Genomic DNA, 14,293 nt, shown 5'->3' on the forward strand with positions numbered 1-14,293 from the left:
ACATTTTCATTTTTGCGTTGTATACTGTACCACAACAGAAATAATTATAACATACTGTTATATAAAAAGGAGGGAGACCAATGAGCTTGAAAAATCCAATTGACTTTTACAGAACGCTTCCGAGGAAAACATGTCCTGAATGTGGTGAACAGATGGAAGAGCAAGCTGAATCTTACTTTATGGAATGTGAGCGCTGCCTTGCTAAAAAAGGTGAGTAGCCAGAACTGTTTTATAACACTATGTGCACAGCGGAGGTGAATGCTACAGAGCGGGAAATTTTCATATCGCTAAACGGAGGACGCAACGATGACACGTTTTGATAATGGCAGGATAGTTAATTGGGCAGCTGAAGCTAGATGAAAAAACGTATAATTGGGGGAATGTGCGATGCTAGAAGAAAAACAACTCGTAGAAAGCTGGGAGCATGAAGAACGCTGGAAAGGGATCATAAGGCCGTATGAGGCTGCTGATGTTATGCGGCTAAGGGGCACGCTCGAGATTGAATACACAATTGCCAGGCGCGGTGCCGAAAAGCTGTGGAAACTTCTCCATACAGAGGATTTCGTCCCAGCGCTAGGCGCTTTAACTGGAAACCAAGCGATGCAGCAAGTAAAAGCCGGATTGAAAGCGATTTATTTAAGCGGTTGGCAAGTGGCTGCTGATGCCAATTTGGCAGGGAGTATGTATCCTGATCAAAGCCTTTATCCGGCAAACAGCGTACCCGAAGTCGTCAAAAAAATCAACCGTACGCTGCAACGCGCGGATCAAATTTCCCACATGGAAGGAAAAGAAGACATCGATTGGTATGCGCCAATTGTGGCCGATGCGGAGGCAGGCTTTGGTGGACAGCTAAATGTGTTCGAGTTAATGAAAAGCATGATTGAAGCAGGCGCCGCAGGAGTTCACTTTGAAGATCAGCTATCTTCTGAGAAAAAGTGCGGGCATTTAGGCGGAAAAGTGCTGCTTCCGACGCAAACAGCAGTACGTAATTTGATTGCCGCCCGTCTCGCAGCAGACGTGATGGGAGTCCCGACCATTCTTATTGCTCGTACAGATGCCAATGCCGCTGACCTAATCACAAGCGACGTCGATTCATATGATGCACCGTTTTTAACAGGAGAACGAACAGCGGAAGGGTTTTTCAAAACAAAGTCAGGTCTTGATCAAGCGATTGCGAGAGGATTGGCATATGCGCCATATGCCGATTTGATTTGGTGTGAAACGTCTGAGCCGAATATTGAAGAAGCACGCCGGTTCGCACAAGCGATCCATGAAAAATTCCCAGGCAAACTGCTCGCCTACAATTGCTCCCCTTCGTTTAACTGGAAAGCCAAACTGGATGATCACACCATCTTGAACTTCCAAAAACAACTTGGGGAAATGGGCTATAAATTTCAATTTGTCACACTGGCCGGCTTCCACGCTTTAAACCATGGCATGTTTGAATTATCCCGCCAATATAAGCACCGCGGAATGGCGGCGTACTCTGATCTTCAGCAGGCTGAATTTGCCAGCGAAGCCCACGGCTACACGGCAACAAGGCATCAGCGCGAAGTCGGAACGAGCTACTTTGATGAAGTCGCCCAAGTCGTAACAGGCGGGACTTCATCAACCACTGCCCTGAAGGGATCGACTGAAGCCGAACAGTTTCAATCTTAAAAACGTGAAAAGGAGTTGTCCCAAAAGGTCATAGATAAATGACCTTTTGGGGTGGCTTTTTTGCATTTAGATAAAAAAGCACAAAAAAACCGCCCAATCGTTTAAAATGAAGGTACCACTACCAAAATTCAAACGAAAGCAGGCGATTTTTTTGCGTAACCCAAAGGTCACTTTCCAAGAGTATACCATGAATCAACTCTATCTGCCTATGGATTTTTCCGATCTTATCCCCGAACATCATGTCGCGCGTGTGGTCAGTGACGTGGTGGATGGGTTGGATGACGATTTCTTTGTTCGTGCGTATGAAGGCGGAGGCAGACCCGCCTATCATCCGAAAATGATGACAAAGATTGTCCTATATGCGTATACGCAACGTTGGTTCTCGTGCCGAGCCATGGGACAAGCCCTCAAAGAAAACCTGCCGATGATGTGGCTCGCTGCTGGACAAGCCCCGAACTTTCGGACGATCAATCGCTTTCGCTCAGAACGTTTCCAATCGTTGATGGAAGGCCTGTATACCGAAATGACGCATCTCCTAATCGAGGAAGGCTATGTCGACTTGGAGGCGTATTTTCTCGATGGCACCAAAATCGAAGCGAACGCCAATAAATACTCGTTCGTTTGGAAAAAGAGCACGCTTTCCCACGAAGAAAAGCTTCAAATGAAAATCGAGGAAACGTTAGAGGTCATTCAAGAAGCGATTGCGTTGGATACCGAAACCTTCAAGCAGGAAGATGCCACGTTTGAACGGCAACGGATCAGCCACAAACGTCTTCAAGACGTCGTCACAAAGGTGGAAAAGGAACTGAATGCGATGGACCAAGCAATCGCAGTAGCCCCATCCAAAGAAGAAAAACGCGCCCACCAAGAAGCGAGCAAGCCACTACGAAAGGCCTACCGAAGCTTAACGAAAGACCATCTTCCTCGTTTGGAAAAATACGAAGAACAGATGGGCCTCTTTGGCGAGCGCAACAGCTTTTCTAAAACCGACCCAGATGCCACGTTCATGCGGATGAAAGACGATCACATGAACAATGGGCAACTCAAGGCAGGGTATAACTGGCAAGTGGCGACACAAAACCAATTCATTCTTCACTACACGGTTCACCAAAACCCAACCGATACCCGTTGTTTGATCCCGCATTTTGAGCACTTTAAAGCGACAGGTCTGCCTTTGCCAAACTGGTTCATTGCCGATGCAGGCTACGGAAGTGAAAGCAATTATCTTTACATGGAAGAGCAAGAAACGGTCACATCGCTCATTCCCTACAACACCTATCGCCAAGAACAAAAACGATCATTCCTAAAGCAAGCCTACCATCCGTATAACTGGCGGTATGACGAACACGAGGATGTCTATTGGTGCCCAAACAACCGGAAGGTCGCCTTTAAAGCCTATAGCCGACGTACCGATCGTTATGGATTCAAGCGCGACTTCAAGATGTATGAATGCGAGTCCTGTGAGGGGTGTCCGTTCAAAGCAGACTGTACGAGGGGCAAGGGGCCTCGGCAAATCCATTACAACCCCATCTACGAGGAACTCAAAGCCAAAGAAGCGGCAAAACTACATAGTGAAAGAGGAGCCACACTCTACGCGCAAAGAAAAACGGACGTCGAGAGTGTATTTGGGCATGCCAAACAAAATCTCGGGTTTCGACGATTCCACCTTCGCGGGTTGGAAAAGGTGACGGTGGAGCTTGGTTGGCTGGGGTTGGCCCTCAATCTGAAGAAAATGGCGGGCCTTGCCCGCCATCATTCACCGAAATACCGATCCATCCAAATAAAGGGGAGTCGAGATCAAGTCAGATCTCGACTCCCCTTCTTCATTTTAAAGGCTTTTGGGACAACCTCTACTTGTTGTCTAGCAGAATAGCAATTGACATCTTGGCCAGGTCATCGTATTTTACCAAAGGAAATCAGCCATCAAGGACCAGCGTATACTACCGTGGAAAAATGCAAAATAACAAGTTAAACCCTTGCCACAAATGTTATGTGACAAGGGTTATTCTTGTATTATCCAATCGAACCTTCCATCTCGAACTTAATCAAGCGGTTCATTTCGACTGCGTATTCCATTGGCAGCTCTTTCGTGAATGGCTCGATGAAGCCCATGACGATCATTTCGGTTGCTTCTTCTTCAGAAACGCCGCGGCTCATCAAGTAGAAAAGCTGGTCTTCGGACACTTTGGAAACTGTCGCTTCGTGTTCAAGTGTGATGTTGTTGTTCAAAATTTCATTGTACGGGATTGTATCCGATGTGGACTGGTTATCCATGATGAGTGTGTCGCACTCAATTTTAGATTTCGAGCCGTCTGATTTGCGGCCAAAGTGGCAAATGCCGCGGTATGTGACTTTGCCGCCTTGTTTGGAAATCGATTTTGATACAATCGTTGATGAACAGTTTGGCGCAAGGTGCGTTACTTTCGCGCCTGCGTCTTGGTGCTGGCCTTTGCCGGCAATCGCAATCGAAAGAACGGTTCCTTTTGCGCCTTCGCCACGCATGATGACAGCAGGGTATTTCATTGTTAGTTTAGAGCCGATGTTGCCGTCGACCCATTCCATTGTCGCGCCCTTGTCAGCCACGGCCCGTTTTGTAACGAGGTTGTAGACGTTTGGCGCCCAGTTTTGGATCGTCGTGTAGCGGCAGTACGCATTGTCTTTAACAATGATTTCGACGACTGCGCTGTGCAACGAGTTCGTTGTATAAACGGGTGCAGTACAGCCTTCTACATAATGGACAGAGCTATCTTCATCAGCGATGATGAGTGTCCGCTCGAATTGGCCCATGTTTTCTGAGTTGATGCGGAAGTACGCTTGCAGCGGCGTGTCAACTTTGACTCCTTTAGGTACATAAATGAACGATCCGCCAGACCATACAGCTGAGTTGAGCGCTGCAAATTTGTTGTCTGCAGCAGGTATGACCGTAGCAAAGTACTCTTTAAAGATGTCTTCGTTCTCTTTTAGAGCCGAATCTGTGTCTTTAAAGACGACACCCATTGCTTCCAAGTCCTCTTTCATGTTGTGGTAAACCACTTCGGACTCGTACTGTGCGGAAACGCCGGCCAAGTATTTCTGTTCTGCTTCTGGAATGCCCAATTTGTCAAATGTGTTTTTGATCTCTTCCGGCACTTCATCCCATGAACGTTCCGTTTTGTCAGAAGCTTTCACGTAGTACGTGATGTCGTCAAAGTTTAGCTCAGAGAGGTCGCCGCCCCACTGTGGCATTGGCATTTTGTAAAATTGTTCGAGCGACTTCAAGCGGAAATCAAGCATCCACTGAGGCTCCTCTTTCATACGGGAAATTTCTTCAACAATCTCCTTCGTCAAGCCGCGGCCTGAACGGAAAATCGATACGTCACGATCTGAAAACCCGTATTTGTATTCTCCGATATCTGGCATATTTTTTGCCACGTATATCCCTCCTAAATTATGATGAATGCGTGTCGTTCAGCCCTTTTTCGAGCGCTTTCCAAGCAAGCGTCGCACATTTAATTCGTGCAGGGAATTTTGTTACACCAGTAAGCGCCTCAATGTCACCTAAGTCAAACTTGCCTTCATCATAGTCCTTTCCTTGCATCATATCTGAAAAAAGCTTAGACAGCGCCAGCGCTTCTTCGACGGTTAAGCCTTTGACAGCTTGCGTCATCATTGAAGCGGAGGCAAGGCTGATGGAACAGCCTTCCCCTGTAAATACAGCGCGGTCTACTTTTCCATCTTCTACTTTCATTTGTACTTGAACACGGTCCCCACATGTGGGATTGTTCAAATTTACCGTCAGTGTGTCCCCTTCAAGCTCACCGCGGTTGCGGGGATTCTTATAGTGGTCCATGATCACTTGCCGGTAAAGTGTATCGAGATCACGAGAAGACATCGCTAAAATACTCCTTTGCTTTGACTAATCCGTTTGCCAGAGCATCAATATCTTCTTTCGTATTGTACACATAATAGCTGGCACGAGCAGTGGCGACAACGTCAAGCCATTTCATTAACGGTTGTGCACAATGATGGCCTGCGCGAACAGCAATTCCTTCAGCATCAAGGACAGTCGCTACATCGTGGGGGTGCACGTCGCCAAGCTGGAATGTGATCACCCCTGCACGGTCTTTTGGCCCAAAGATCGTCAAATCTTTGAAATCGCCGAGACGCTCAAACGAATAGTCAACGAGTTCTTTTTCGTGCTGTTCAATTTCATTAAACCCTAAATCGGTGACAAAATCAATCGCAGCACCGAACCCGATTGCGCCAGCAATGATTGGCGTTCCCCCTTCAAACTTCCACGGGAGCTCTTTCCAAGTCGAATCTTGCAGACCGACAAAATCAATCATTTCCCCGCCAAATTCAATTGGCTCCATCGCTTCAAGCAGCGCTTTTTTGCCGTATAAGGCGCCAATGCCAGTGGGGCCACACATTTTGTGTGCCGAGAAAGCAAAAAAGTCACAGTCTAATTGTTGGACATCCACGTGGACATGGGGAGCGGCTTGGGCGCCATCCACAACCATGACCGCGCCATGTTTATGAGCGACTTTCGCCATTTCAGCAATTGGGTTAACTGTACCGAGCACATTTGAAACGTAGACAACGGAAACGATTTTTGTTCGTTCCGTTATCGTTTTTTCGACATCCGCTAATGCAATCGTCCCATCTTCTTGCAAAGGGATATACTTCAACACGGCCCCTTTCCGCTTGGCAAGCTGCTGCCATGGAATGATATTCGAATGGTGTTCCATTGGCGTAATGACAATTTCATCGCCTTCGCCGACATGGTCAGTTCCATAGCTTTGCGCCACTAAATTAATGGCCGTGGTTGTGCCGCGAGTAAAGACAATCTCCGCCGTGTCTTGCGCATTCAAGAAAGCGCGGACTTTTTCGCGTGCGCCTTCATATTCATCAGTAGCAAGCGTACCAAGCGTATGCACGCCACGATGGACATTAGAATTGTAACGGCGGTAATAGTCATCGAGCTTTTCAATGACTTGGATTGGCTTTTGCGAAGTGGCGGCGCTGTCGAGATAGACAAGAGGATTCCCGTTTACTTGTTGGTCGAGGATCGGGAACAGCTTCTTTATCTCCTTTGCGTTCATCGTTTTGCCTTTCTTTCAATGACCGTTTTCATTTGCTTGCGGACTGACGCAACTGGAAGCTGGGAAACAACAGGCTCCAAAAATCCGTGGATGACAAGGCGTTCTGCTTCAGCCCGTGAAATGCCGCGGCTCATTAAATAGAACATTTGCAGCGGGTCAATCCGGCCAACAGAAGCAGCGTGGCCAGCCGTTACGTCATCTTCGTCGATTAAAAGGATTGGATTGGCATCGCCCCGGGCACGTTCGCCGAGCATGAGAATCCGTTCGGTTTGTTCGCCGTGCGCCTTTGTTGCTGCTTTTTCGATTTTTGAAATGCCGTTAAAAATGCCAAGGGCACGTTCCGTCATAACGCCATGCTTTAAAATATAGCCTTCTGAATGTTTGCCGTAATGCTTAATGAGCGTCGTAAAGTTTTGTTTTTGTTCGCCTGTGCCGACTGATACGAGCTTTGCGTCTGCATAAGAGCCGTCGCCCACCAAGTACGTAATGTTTTCAGCGACCGTATCGCCGTCGTTCATTTGCCCAAGCGCCCAATCGATGCGGCCGTCGCGTTCAACATGGGCGCGGCGGACAACATAAGTGGTAGCATCTTCATTGAGCGTATCGACACCGCCAAAGGAAACGCGGGCACCAGCGCCGACATAGACTTCAGCGACTAAGTTGGCTACAGATGCACCAGAGCCATAGCCTGTGTAATTTTCTACATACGTGACTGAGCTGTTGTCTTCCGCTACGATCAATACGTGGTTAAACAAACCGGCTTTTTCATCGGAAACCGCATAAACAGCTTGCAATGGCACTTCAACATTGACGTTTTTCGGCACGTAAATAAAGGCGCCGCCTTCCATCAATGCGGCATGCATCGCCGTTAGCTTGTTTTCGTCGGCTGAAACAGCTTCTGTTAATAAATACTTTTTAACAAGATCGCCATGCTCTTTAACCGCAGTCGCAAAGTCACAAAACACAACGCCTTTTTCTACTAATTCAGCAGCATTTGTTTGAAAGATCGTTTTGCCATTGTCTTGGATTAGCAAGCTGTTTCCAGTTGCTTCTTCATCAACAAATTGCTGAATGTCGCTGGACAGCTCATCCAAGCTTGAAATTTCCTTTGGTTCTCTAAGTTCCTGAGTAAAGGACGTAAAATCCCAATTGTGGATTTTGGTTTTATCCGGCTTAGGAAGCTCGAGGCTTTCGACTTTATTCAATGCATCCAGACGCAAGTCCGTTAGCCATTTTGGTTCTTGTTTTCCTTCGGACCGTTCTTTTAACTTATCCGGACCGATCAGTGGGTTCGTCTCAACTGACATACATACCATCCTTTGCTGTTTTATCGTGAAAGCTTCCGACTGGTTCTCACTTACGCTTCTTGGTTGGCATCAACGCGTTCGTCTTCAATGCCCAATTCTTCTTTAATCCAGTCATATCCTTCTGCTTCAAGACGCTCAGCAAGTTCAGAGCCGCCGGATTTAACGATGCGGCCTTGCATCATTACATGGACTTTATCTGGTGTGATGTAGTCAAGAAGGCGTTGGTAGTGGGTAATGATCAAGCAGCCAAACTCTTCGCCGCGCATTTGGTTGACACCTTGGGCAACAACTTTTAGCGCATCGATGTCAAGCCCTGAGTCGATTTCGTCAAGAATGGCGATTTTCGGTTCAAGCATTAGCAATTGGAGAATTTCATTGCGCTTTTTCTCCCCGCCTGAAAAGCCTTCATTCAAATAACGCTGCGCAAAGGATTGGTCCATGTCGAGAACGTCCATTTTTTCGTCCATTTTGCGAATAAATTTCATTAAAGACAGCTCATTGCCTTCTTCACGGTTCGCATTAATGGCAGAGCGCAAAAAGTCGGCGTTTGTAATGCCGCTAATCTCGCTTGGGTATTGCATCGCAAGGAACATGCCTGCACGAGCACGCTCGTCTACTTCCATTTCAAGCACGTCTTCGCCGTCTAGCGTAACAGAACCGCTTGTGATTTCATATTTTGGATGACCCATGATGGCAGAAGCAAGCGTTGATTTCCCTGTTCCGTTTGGTCCCATGATCGCGTGGATTTCTCCGCCGTTGATCTCAAGGTTGAAATCTTTAAGAATTTCCTTATCGTCAATAGAGACATGTAAATTCTCAATCTTAAGGTTTGGTACAGACATGTGTATTCCCTCCATAAATTAAGCAGGTATGCTGTTTCCAGCAAACCTCGCTGACATTTTTTAATGATTATTAATCTATTCTCATTCTAATTTTATACTAAATGGACACACACTTCAAGGAGCCCGTCCCGATAAATTACCCAAAAAAAACAGAGCCTTCACTGTAGGGCAGGAGGCTCTGTTTTTGATCTACGTTGACTAGGAATGGAGTGATTCAACAAGACGGTTGCATGCATAATGCTCTTTTGTCCGCGCCTTCTCCACTTCCAGTCGTTTTTTTAAACTGTTCTCATACTCGGCATAGCTCATTCCATGCCGCTGCTGCAACCCTTTTTCCATCTCAGTGGTGTAGGATAGATCCATCTTATGAATGGTTCTTCATCCCCTCTCTCAATTTTGTTATGCCTGTTTTTGAACCACAAACGTTTACCAAAGCTACAATTTAAGCTCTAAGCAAACCGAGCAGCCTATTTGCGGTTCTGTTTTTCTCTACCCTAAACGAATAACATGCAAACAATAATGAGAGAGTGGCTGTTACCAATTGTTATTGCAGCTCTTTTGCGAATTCACCAAAGGCTTCCTGTACAAGTGTAGCTCCTTGACTAAAGGCGGCACCACTGCCAAAGGCGGTGGCAACCGCTATTGTTTCAAGCAATTCTTCTTCCGAAGCACCATGGTCAACGCATCCTTTTGTATGGTAAATGATGCAATATTCATCTTGGGCATAAACGCTCATGCCCAGCGCCATTAAATGCTTCTGTTTTTTTGACAAGGCCCCATCTTTAAAGCACTGGTCTGTAAACTCGTTGTATGTTCGGGAAAAAGCGGGCATTTTTTCTTCATAAGTACCGACGCCTTTTTTGTATCGTCCCAAGTGCTGCTCTGTTGTAGTATGACTTTCACGATTCATCGATTCTGCTCCCTTTCCGTCAAGTTACTGTTAGTATGCAGTACTTGTTCCAGGAGCATGCAATTTACTCGAATTTCTCTGGGTATGCAATTTGGGCCAAATGCTCGACCGCCTCTCCGATACGAGGACCAGGACGGTCCATGATGTCCGCTTCAAGCAAATAGATTTCCTCATTTTCGACAGCGGCAATGCCTCCCCAGCCTGCGCGGCCTTTAATCTCGCCGACTGGGTCTTCTGTATAGGTGACCGTTGTTGCGATCAAGTCGGGATTGCGGTCAATCACTTGCTCTTCGTCAATTTTAAGCCAGCCTTCTTCATCGGCAAACACATTGTTTAAGCCAGCGGCTTTAATGATTTCTTGCTGGAACGTATTGGCTCCTGTCGTATAAATGTCTGGAGATGGGCTAATTTCAAAATACACGTCCTTTTCTTCCGCTTCGGCGACTTTTGTGGCCACTTCCTCCATTTGCGCTTGGATGTTCGTTATGATTTCTTCGCCTCTTTCCGTTACGCCCATCACTTCTGCAATTTGTTCAATATCACTATAAACATCTTCAAAGTTGGCGGCTGAGTGAATCACAAACACGGGAATCCCTGCGTCTTCTAAAGGGTCGAGCGTATCAGGAGCCCCAATCGTATAGCCAATGACAACATCAGGATTCAATTCAATAATTCGTTCAGCATCAATTGTTTGTGAGTCAGATACTTTTTCGATTTCATTTGCTTCTTCAGGATAAAAATCAAATTCAGTCACACCGACCACCTTTTCTCCTACACCAAGTTCAAACAAAATTTCTGTATTGCTCGGAGCAAGAGAAACAACCGTTTCTGGGATTTTTTCAAACGTAATGTCTTCACCTCTGTCATCCGTTACTGTATACGATTGCCCCTCTGGCTGTTCTTCGTGGGCCTCTGTCTTGTCTTCGTCCGATTGGCAGCCAACCGCACAAATAAGCAATAATGATGATAACAAAAGCTTTTTTTTCATTTAATTAATCTCCTTTTTGCGTGTTTTTACGGGGTATGATTTGCTCACAAATGGGATTTCCTCGATTCCTTGCCGTTTGTTTGCATACACAGCCATGACAAACAGCACATTCGCCAACAGATGGGCGTAATCAAATAGCCTCTCTGGCACTTCTCGTTCCAAGCTGACGCGATGCAAAGCACGTACCGTTTTCTTGGCTTCACTGCGGCACACATGAAGAGCACAGGCAGCTGCCGATCCTTGCGGCAACACAAACTGCTTGATCGATTCCTCCGTCTCTTCAACATAGCGGTCATACAGATCGCTCAACTTATGTACATCAGCAGCGGATATCGCCATCTTTCCGCGTACCGATCCATTTAAATGGTACACCATTTCCACCAAATTGAGTAAATCACTATGTAATTCCTCTAACGGCACAACTAAGCTAGCCGCTTGTCCAATCCGAACTGCCAGCGCATCAGATTGTATTTCAAAATCGACAGTTGTTTGCGCCTCACGCATATAAGGATAGCAAAGATAGCGCATATCTTTCCCCTTGCCCATTGTTAGACCACTCCTGTCTTTTTACAAGCAAAAATGCCGTTAGCGCGTCGCTAACGGCAGCCTTTTTCCTTACTCGGCAGGGATGACCGCTCCGCCATAGTTTTCTTCAATAAATGTTTTGATTTCTTCAGATTGAAGCACCTCAACAAGTTTTTGAATCGCTTCATTGTTTTCATCTTCGCTGCGAACGACAATCAAATTAACGTATGGATTTTCGGCATCGCCTTCTTCAAGAATGACAGAGTCTTCTGTTGGCGATAGGCCAGCATCGATCGCATAGTTGGAATTAATCGCAATCAAGTCCGCTTCATTGTTCGTATATGCTTGCGGCAACAACTCAGCAGCAACGCCAGAATTGACAAACGTTAGATTTTTCGGGTTATCCACTATGTCTTGTTCGGTTGCATCAACTGAAACGCCCTCTTTAAGGGTAATTAAACCCGCTTCTTGAAGAAGGGAGTACACACGGCCGTGGTCAGCGACAGAATCGCTCATCATCACCGTTGCTCCGTCAGGAAGGTCGTCGACGCTGTCATATTCTTGTGAATAAAGGCCCATTGGCTCTAAATGGATGGCCCCAGCTTCAACAAAATCATAGTCCAGATTTTGCTCAAGCTGTTCTTCAAGATAAGGGCGGTGTTGAAAATAGTTGGCATCGACATCGCCATCGTTTAAAGCAATGTTTGGCAAAACATAGTCTTGGGCAATTTCGATTTCCAGCTCGACGCCTTGTTCTTTAAGCAATGGCTCTGCCTCTTCTAAAATTTCGGCATGGGGCACATTGGAGGCGCTAATTTTAATGGTCGTTGGCTCGTCTGCATTGCCTCCGTCTCCATTTGCCCCGCCTTGCTCGTTGCCGCCTTGCCCGCAAGCAACGAGTGCAACTGCTGCTGTTGTGACACCTAATGTTTTCAAAAATGCTTTCATCTTCTCGTCCTCTCCTTTTTATTAGCGTTTATCTAATCGACTTGTGAAAAAGTCGCCAATCCACTGGAACACAAACACAATCGCTAAAATAACGACAGTCGCGACAACCATCACATCTGGATTGGTGCGCTGAAACCCTTGTTGGAACGCAAGTGTGCCAAGACCGCCAGCACCAATTGTTCCGGCCATTGCTGTATAACCGATCAAAGCAATGGTCGTTACAGTAATGCCAGAAACAAGCGCTGGCATTGATTCAGGAATAAGCACTTTAAAGATAATGTGGCGGTTTGTTGAGCCCATTGCCTGTGCAGCTTCGACGACGCCTTTATCCACTTCCCGCAAAGCAATTTCAACCATGCGGGCATAAAATGGCGCAGCGCCTATAATCAAAGCAGGCAATGCTGCACTTGGGCCAAAAATCGAACCAACGAGTGCCCGCGTAAATGGAATAAGCAATATGATTAAAATAATAAACGGAATCGAGCGAAATACATTTACAAAAGCGGCTACGATCTTATAAAAGAAGCGGTTTTGCCATGGATTGCCTTTGGCGGTCAAATATAAAAACAAGCCGAGGAGCAAGCCAATAAAAAAGGTTGCAACTGCTGAGGCGACTGTCATGTAAACCGTCTCTTGCGTAGCTGCCCACACATCTTCCCACACGACATTTGGAAACCATTTAGCGATCATGCTCAATCACCTCCACGTCTATTTCTTTGCCGCGGATGTATGCAAGCGCTGCTTCAATTTCGTTCGTTGCCCCTAATAGCCGTAAATACAGCTTTCCATAGGAGCCTTGTTGCAATTTTGAAATGTTCCCTTGCAAAATGCTAATGTCGATCGGAAAACGTCGGATTAATTCCGTTACAAGTTGTTCTTCAGCAGGGTTGCCAACAAACGTTAAAGAGACAATCGTGCCGTCGCTCTTTTCATCAAGAAGATGCCAAAGCGATTGTTCTTCTTCCCCCGTTTGCGCCAACTGCTTAACAAACTCCTTTGTCATCTGCTCTTTCGGCTTACGGAACACATCAATGACTGGCCCTTGTTCGACAATCTTGCCGTTTTCCATCACTGCCACTTGATGGCAAATTTTTTGGATAACGTGCATTTCGTGAGTAATGAGCACGATCGTCAAGTTCAGTTTTTCATTAATGTCAAGGAGCAAATCCAAAATGGAATCCGTCGTCTTTGGGTCAAGCGCTGAAGTTGCTTCATCGCATAACAGCACTTTCGGATTGTTGGCAAGCGCCCTAGCAATTCCAACCCGTTGCTTTTGACCGCCGCTCAACTGAGACGGATAGCTGTCTCCTCGACCATGAAGCCCAACAAGTTCAATCAATTCCTCGACCCGTTTCTTCCGTTGCGCAGCTGGAACTCCTGCAACTTCCAACGGGAACGAAATGTTTTGCCTAACCGTCCGCGACCAAAGTAAATTAAAATGCTGAAAAATCATGCCAATTTCTTGGCGAGCTGCCCGCAATTTACTTGGCGTAAGCGACGACAGTGCCTTGCCATCTATTTTAACGGACCCTTCCGTTGGTTTCTCAAGCAAATTAAGCAACCGAATAAGCGTGCTCTTTCCAGCTCCGCTATAACCAATGATCCCAAAAATTTGCCCAGCTTCAATTTCAAGGTTGACGTTATCGACAGCTTGGACAGCGCCATTTTTCGTTTTAAACGTTTTGCTGATTCCTTTCAGAGAAATCATTGTCAATGTCCCTCCATAAAAAAACCTTTCTGCCGGACAGACAGAAAGGGTGCTGTTGCTTCCCTCTCATCTCCCAAAGCCCATATGCTTTGCAGGATTTAGCACCTTCAAGCGAACTTGCGGTTGCCGGGTTTCATTGGGCCAGTCCCTCCACCTCTCTCGATAAGAATGAATATGGTTGTTTTATCAAACTCTAATGTAGCCGTATCATAGCATGGCTTTATGGCGGCGTCAATTCTTTCTTAAATAAATTAAACTGCCTTGCGCGAATAAAGCAAAACCCTATCGGTATCAGAAAAAAAGACCCGCCCCTGCCAGGCAAGTC

The 14,293-nt window shown here is 46.4% G+C and carries 15 protein-coding genes and 1 riboswitch; of the genes, 3 read left to right on the forward strand and 12 right to left on the reverse strand.

Annotated features, from left to right (window positions below; translation table 11 throughout):
• The first annotated feature begins 80 nt into the window (after positions 1–80).
• The 3 genes from yhfH (at position 81) to V5G21_RS03405 (ending at position 3,532) form a co-directional block, all read left to right on the forward strand.
• Positions 81–218: a protein YhfH gene (yhfH, locus tag V5G21_RS03395; protein WP_081427652.1), complete on the forward strand. Its 138-nt coding sequence runs from the start codon at positions 81–83 to the stop codon at positions 216–218.
• A gap of 169 nt (positions 219–387) precedes the next feature.
• On the forward strand, positions 388–1,659 hold the full coding sequence (aceA, locus tag V5G21_RS03400) for an isocitrate lyase (protein WP_095237297.1): 1,272 nt from the start codon (positions 388–390) through the stop codon (positions 1,657–1,659).
• A gap of 151 nt (positions 1,660–1,810) precedes the next feature.
• A complete protein-coding gene (locus V5G21_RS03405) occupies positions 1,811–3,532 on the forward strand; it encodes an IS1182 family transposase (protein ID WP_338465217.1) in 1,722 nt (573 codons plus the stop codon).
• 140 nt (positions 3,533–3,672) lie between these two features.
• On the opposite strand, the gene sufB is transcribed toward V5G21_RS03405, so the two are convergent.
• From sufB to V5G21_RS03465, 12 genes are all read right to left on the reverse strand, one after another.
• Positions 3,673–5,070, reverse strand: coding sequence for a Fe-S cluster assembly protein SufB (gene sufB, locus V5G21_RS03410; RefSeq protein WP_063609515.1), 1,398 nt, complete (start codon positions 5,068–5,070; stop codon positions 3,673–3,675).
• Between the two features lie 16 nt (positions 5,071–5,086).
• Positions 5,087–5,530, reverse strand: coding sequence for a Fe-S cluster assembly sulfur transfer protein SufU (gene sufU / locus V5G21_RS03415; protein ID WP_011247817.1), 444 nt, complete (start codon positions 5,528–5,530; stop codon positions 5,087–5,089).
• Complete coding sequence (locus V5G21_RS03420) at positions 5,517–6,740, reverse strand: cysteine desulfurase (RefSeq protein WP_011247818.1); 1,224 nt, start codon at positions 6,738–6,740, stop codon at positions 5,517–5,519. Before V5G21_RS03420 ends, sufU begins: the two co-directional genes overlap by 14 nt.
• Positions 6,737–8,047 carry a Fe-S cluster assembly protein SufD gene (sufD, locus tag V5G21_RS03425; protein WP_212937517.1) on the reverse strand — a complete coding sequence of 437 codons (1,311 nt, stop codon included), beginning with the start codon at positions 8,045–8,047 and terminating at the stop codon, positions 6,737–6,739. Before sufD ends, V5G21_RS03420 begins: the two co-directional genes overlap by 4 nt.
• 50 nt (positions 8,048–8,097) lie before the next feature.
• Positions 8,098–8,889 (reverse strand): Fe-S cluster assembly ATPase SufC, encoded by a 792-nt coding sequence (gene sufC, locus V5G21_RS03430; RefSeq protein ID WP_011247820.1) that lies wholly within the window; start codon positions 8,887–8,889, stop codon positions 8,098–8,100.
• A 198-nt stretch (positions 8,890–9,087) separates the two neighbouring features.
• On the reverse strand, positions 9,088–9,252 hold the full coding sequence (locus V5G21_RS03435; RefSeq protein ID WP_011247821.1) for a hypothetical protein: 165 nt from the start codon (positions 9,250–9,252) through the stop codon (positions 9,088–9,090).
• 181 nt (positions 9,253–9,433) lie between these two features.
• On the reverse strand, positions 9,434–9,799 hold the full coding sequence (locus V5G21_RS03440; RefSeq protein WP_011247822.1) for a carboxymuconolactone decarboxylase family protein: 366 nt from the start codon (positions 9,797–9,799) through the stop codon (positions 9,434–9,436).
• A 64-nt stretch (positions 9,800–9,863) separates the two neighbouring features.
• Entirely contained in the window at positions 9,864–10,787 is a 924-nt protein-coding gene (locus V5G21_RS03445) for an ABC transporter substrate-binding protein (protein ID WP_035202716.1), read from the reverse strand.
• On the reverse strand, positions 10,788–11,333 hold the full coding sequence (locus tag V5G21_RS03450; protein ID WP_095294631.1) for a hypothetical protein: 546 nt from the start codon (positions 11,331–11,333) through the stop codon (positions 10,788–10,790).
• Positions 11,334–11,402: 69 nt separating this feature from the next.
• The gene (locus tag V5G21_RS03455; protein WP_338465218.1) at positions 11,403–12,260 is read right to left on the reverse strand and encodes a MetQ/NlpA family ABC transporter substrate-binding protein; all 858 of its coding nucleotides are present in this window, start codon (positions 12,258–12,260) and stop codon (positions 11,403–11,405) included.
• 21 nt (positions 12,261–12,281) lie between these two features.
• Entirely contained in the window at positions 12,282–12,950 is a 669-nt protein-coding gene (locus V5G21_RS03460) for a methionine ABC transporter permease (RefSeq protein ID WP_011247826.1), read from the reverse strand.
• On the reverse strand, positions 12,940–13,968 hold the full coding sequence (locus tag V5G21_RS03465) for a methionine ABC transporter ATP-binding protein (protein WP_011247827.1): 1,029 nt from the start codon (positions 13,966–13,968) through the stop codon (positions 12,940–12,942). Before V5G21_RS03465 ends, V5G21_RS03460 begins: the two co-directional genes overlap by 11 nt.
• 63 nt (positions 13,969–14,031) lie before the next feature.
• A riboswitch (SAM riboswitch) is annotated at positions 14,032–14,137 on the reverse strand.
• Positions 14,138–14,293 lie beyond the last annotated feature (156 nt).

It is taken from the genome of Shouchella rhizosphaerae, assembly GCF_036700015.1.
Taxonomy (GTDB): Bacteria; Bacillota; Bacilli; order Bacillales; family Bacillaceae_D; genus Shouchella; species Shouchella rhizosphaerae.

Bases quoted from the DNA above. Each gene is read 5' to 3' on its own strand.
- yhfH (WP_081427652.1), top strand. From the start codon at position 81: ATGAGCTTGAAAAATCCAATTGACTTTTACAGAACGCTTCCGAGGAAA.
- aceA (WP_095237297.1), top strand. From the start codon at position 388: ATGCTAGAAGAAAAACAACTCGTAGAAAGCTGGGAGCATGAAGAACGC.
- sufU (WP_011247817.1), bottom strand. From the start codon at position 5,530: ATGTCTTCTCGTGATCTCGATACACTTTACCGGCAAGTGATCATGGAC.
- V5G21_RS03420 (WP_011247818.1), bottom strand. From the start codon at position 6,740: ATGAACGCAAAGGAGATAAAGAAGCTGTTCCCGATCCTCGACCAACAA.
- sufD (WP_212937517.1), bottom strand. From the start codon at position 8,047: ATGTCAGTTGAGACGAACCCACTGATCGGTCCGGATAAGTTAAAAGAA.
- sufC (WP_011247820.1), bottom strand. From the start codon at position 8,889: ATGTCTGTACCAAACCTTAAGATTGAGAATTTACATGTCTCTATTGAC.
- V5G21_RS03435 (WP_011247821.1), bottom strand. From the start codon at position 9,252: ATGGATCTATCCTACACCACTGAGATGGAAAAAGGGTTGCAGCAGCGG.
- V5G21_RS03440 (WP_011247822.1), bottom strand. From the start codon at position 9,799: ATGAATCGTGAAAGTCATACTACAACAGAGCAGCACTTGGGACGATAC.
- V5G21_RS03445 (WP_035202716.1), bottom strand. From the start codon at position 10,787: ATGAAAAAAAAGCTTTTGTTATCATCATTATTGCTTATTTGTGCGGTT.
- V5G21_RS03450 (WP_095294631.1), bottom strand. From the start codon at position 11,333: ATGGGCAAGGGGAAAGATATGCGCTATCTTTGCTATCCTTATATGCGT.
- V5G21_RS03455 (WP_338465218.1), bottom strand. From the start codon at position 12,260: ATGAAAGCATTTTTGAAAACATTAGGTGTCACAACAGCAGCAGTTGCA.
- V5G21_RS03460 (WP_011247826.1), bottom strand. From the start codon at position 12,950: ATGATCGCTAAATGGTTTCCAAATGTCGTGTGGGAAGATGTGTGGGCA.
- V5G21_RS03465 (WP_011247827.1), bottom strand. From the start codon at position 13,968: ATGATTTCTCTGAAAGGAATCAGCAAAACGTTTAAAACGAAAAATGGC.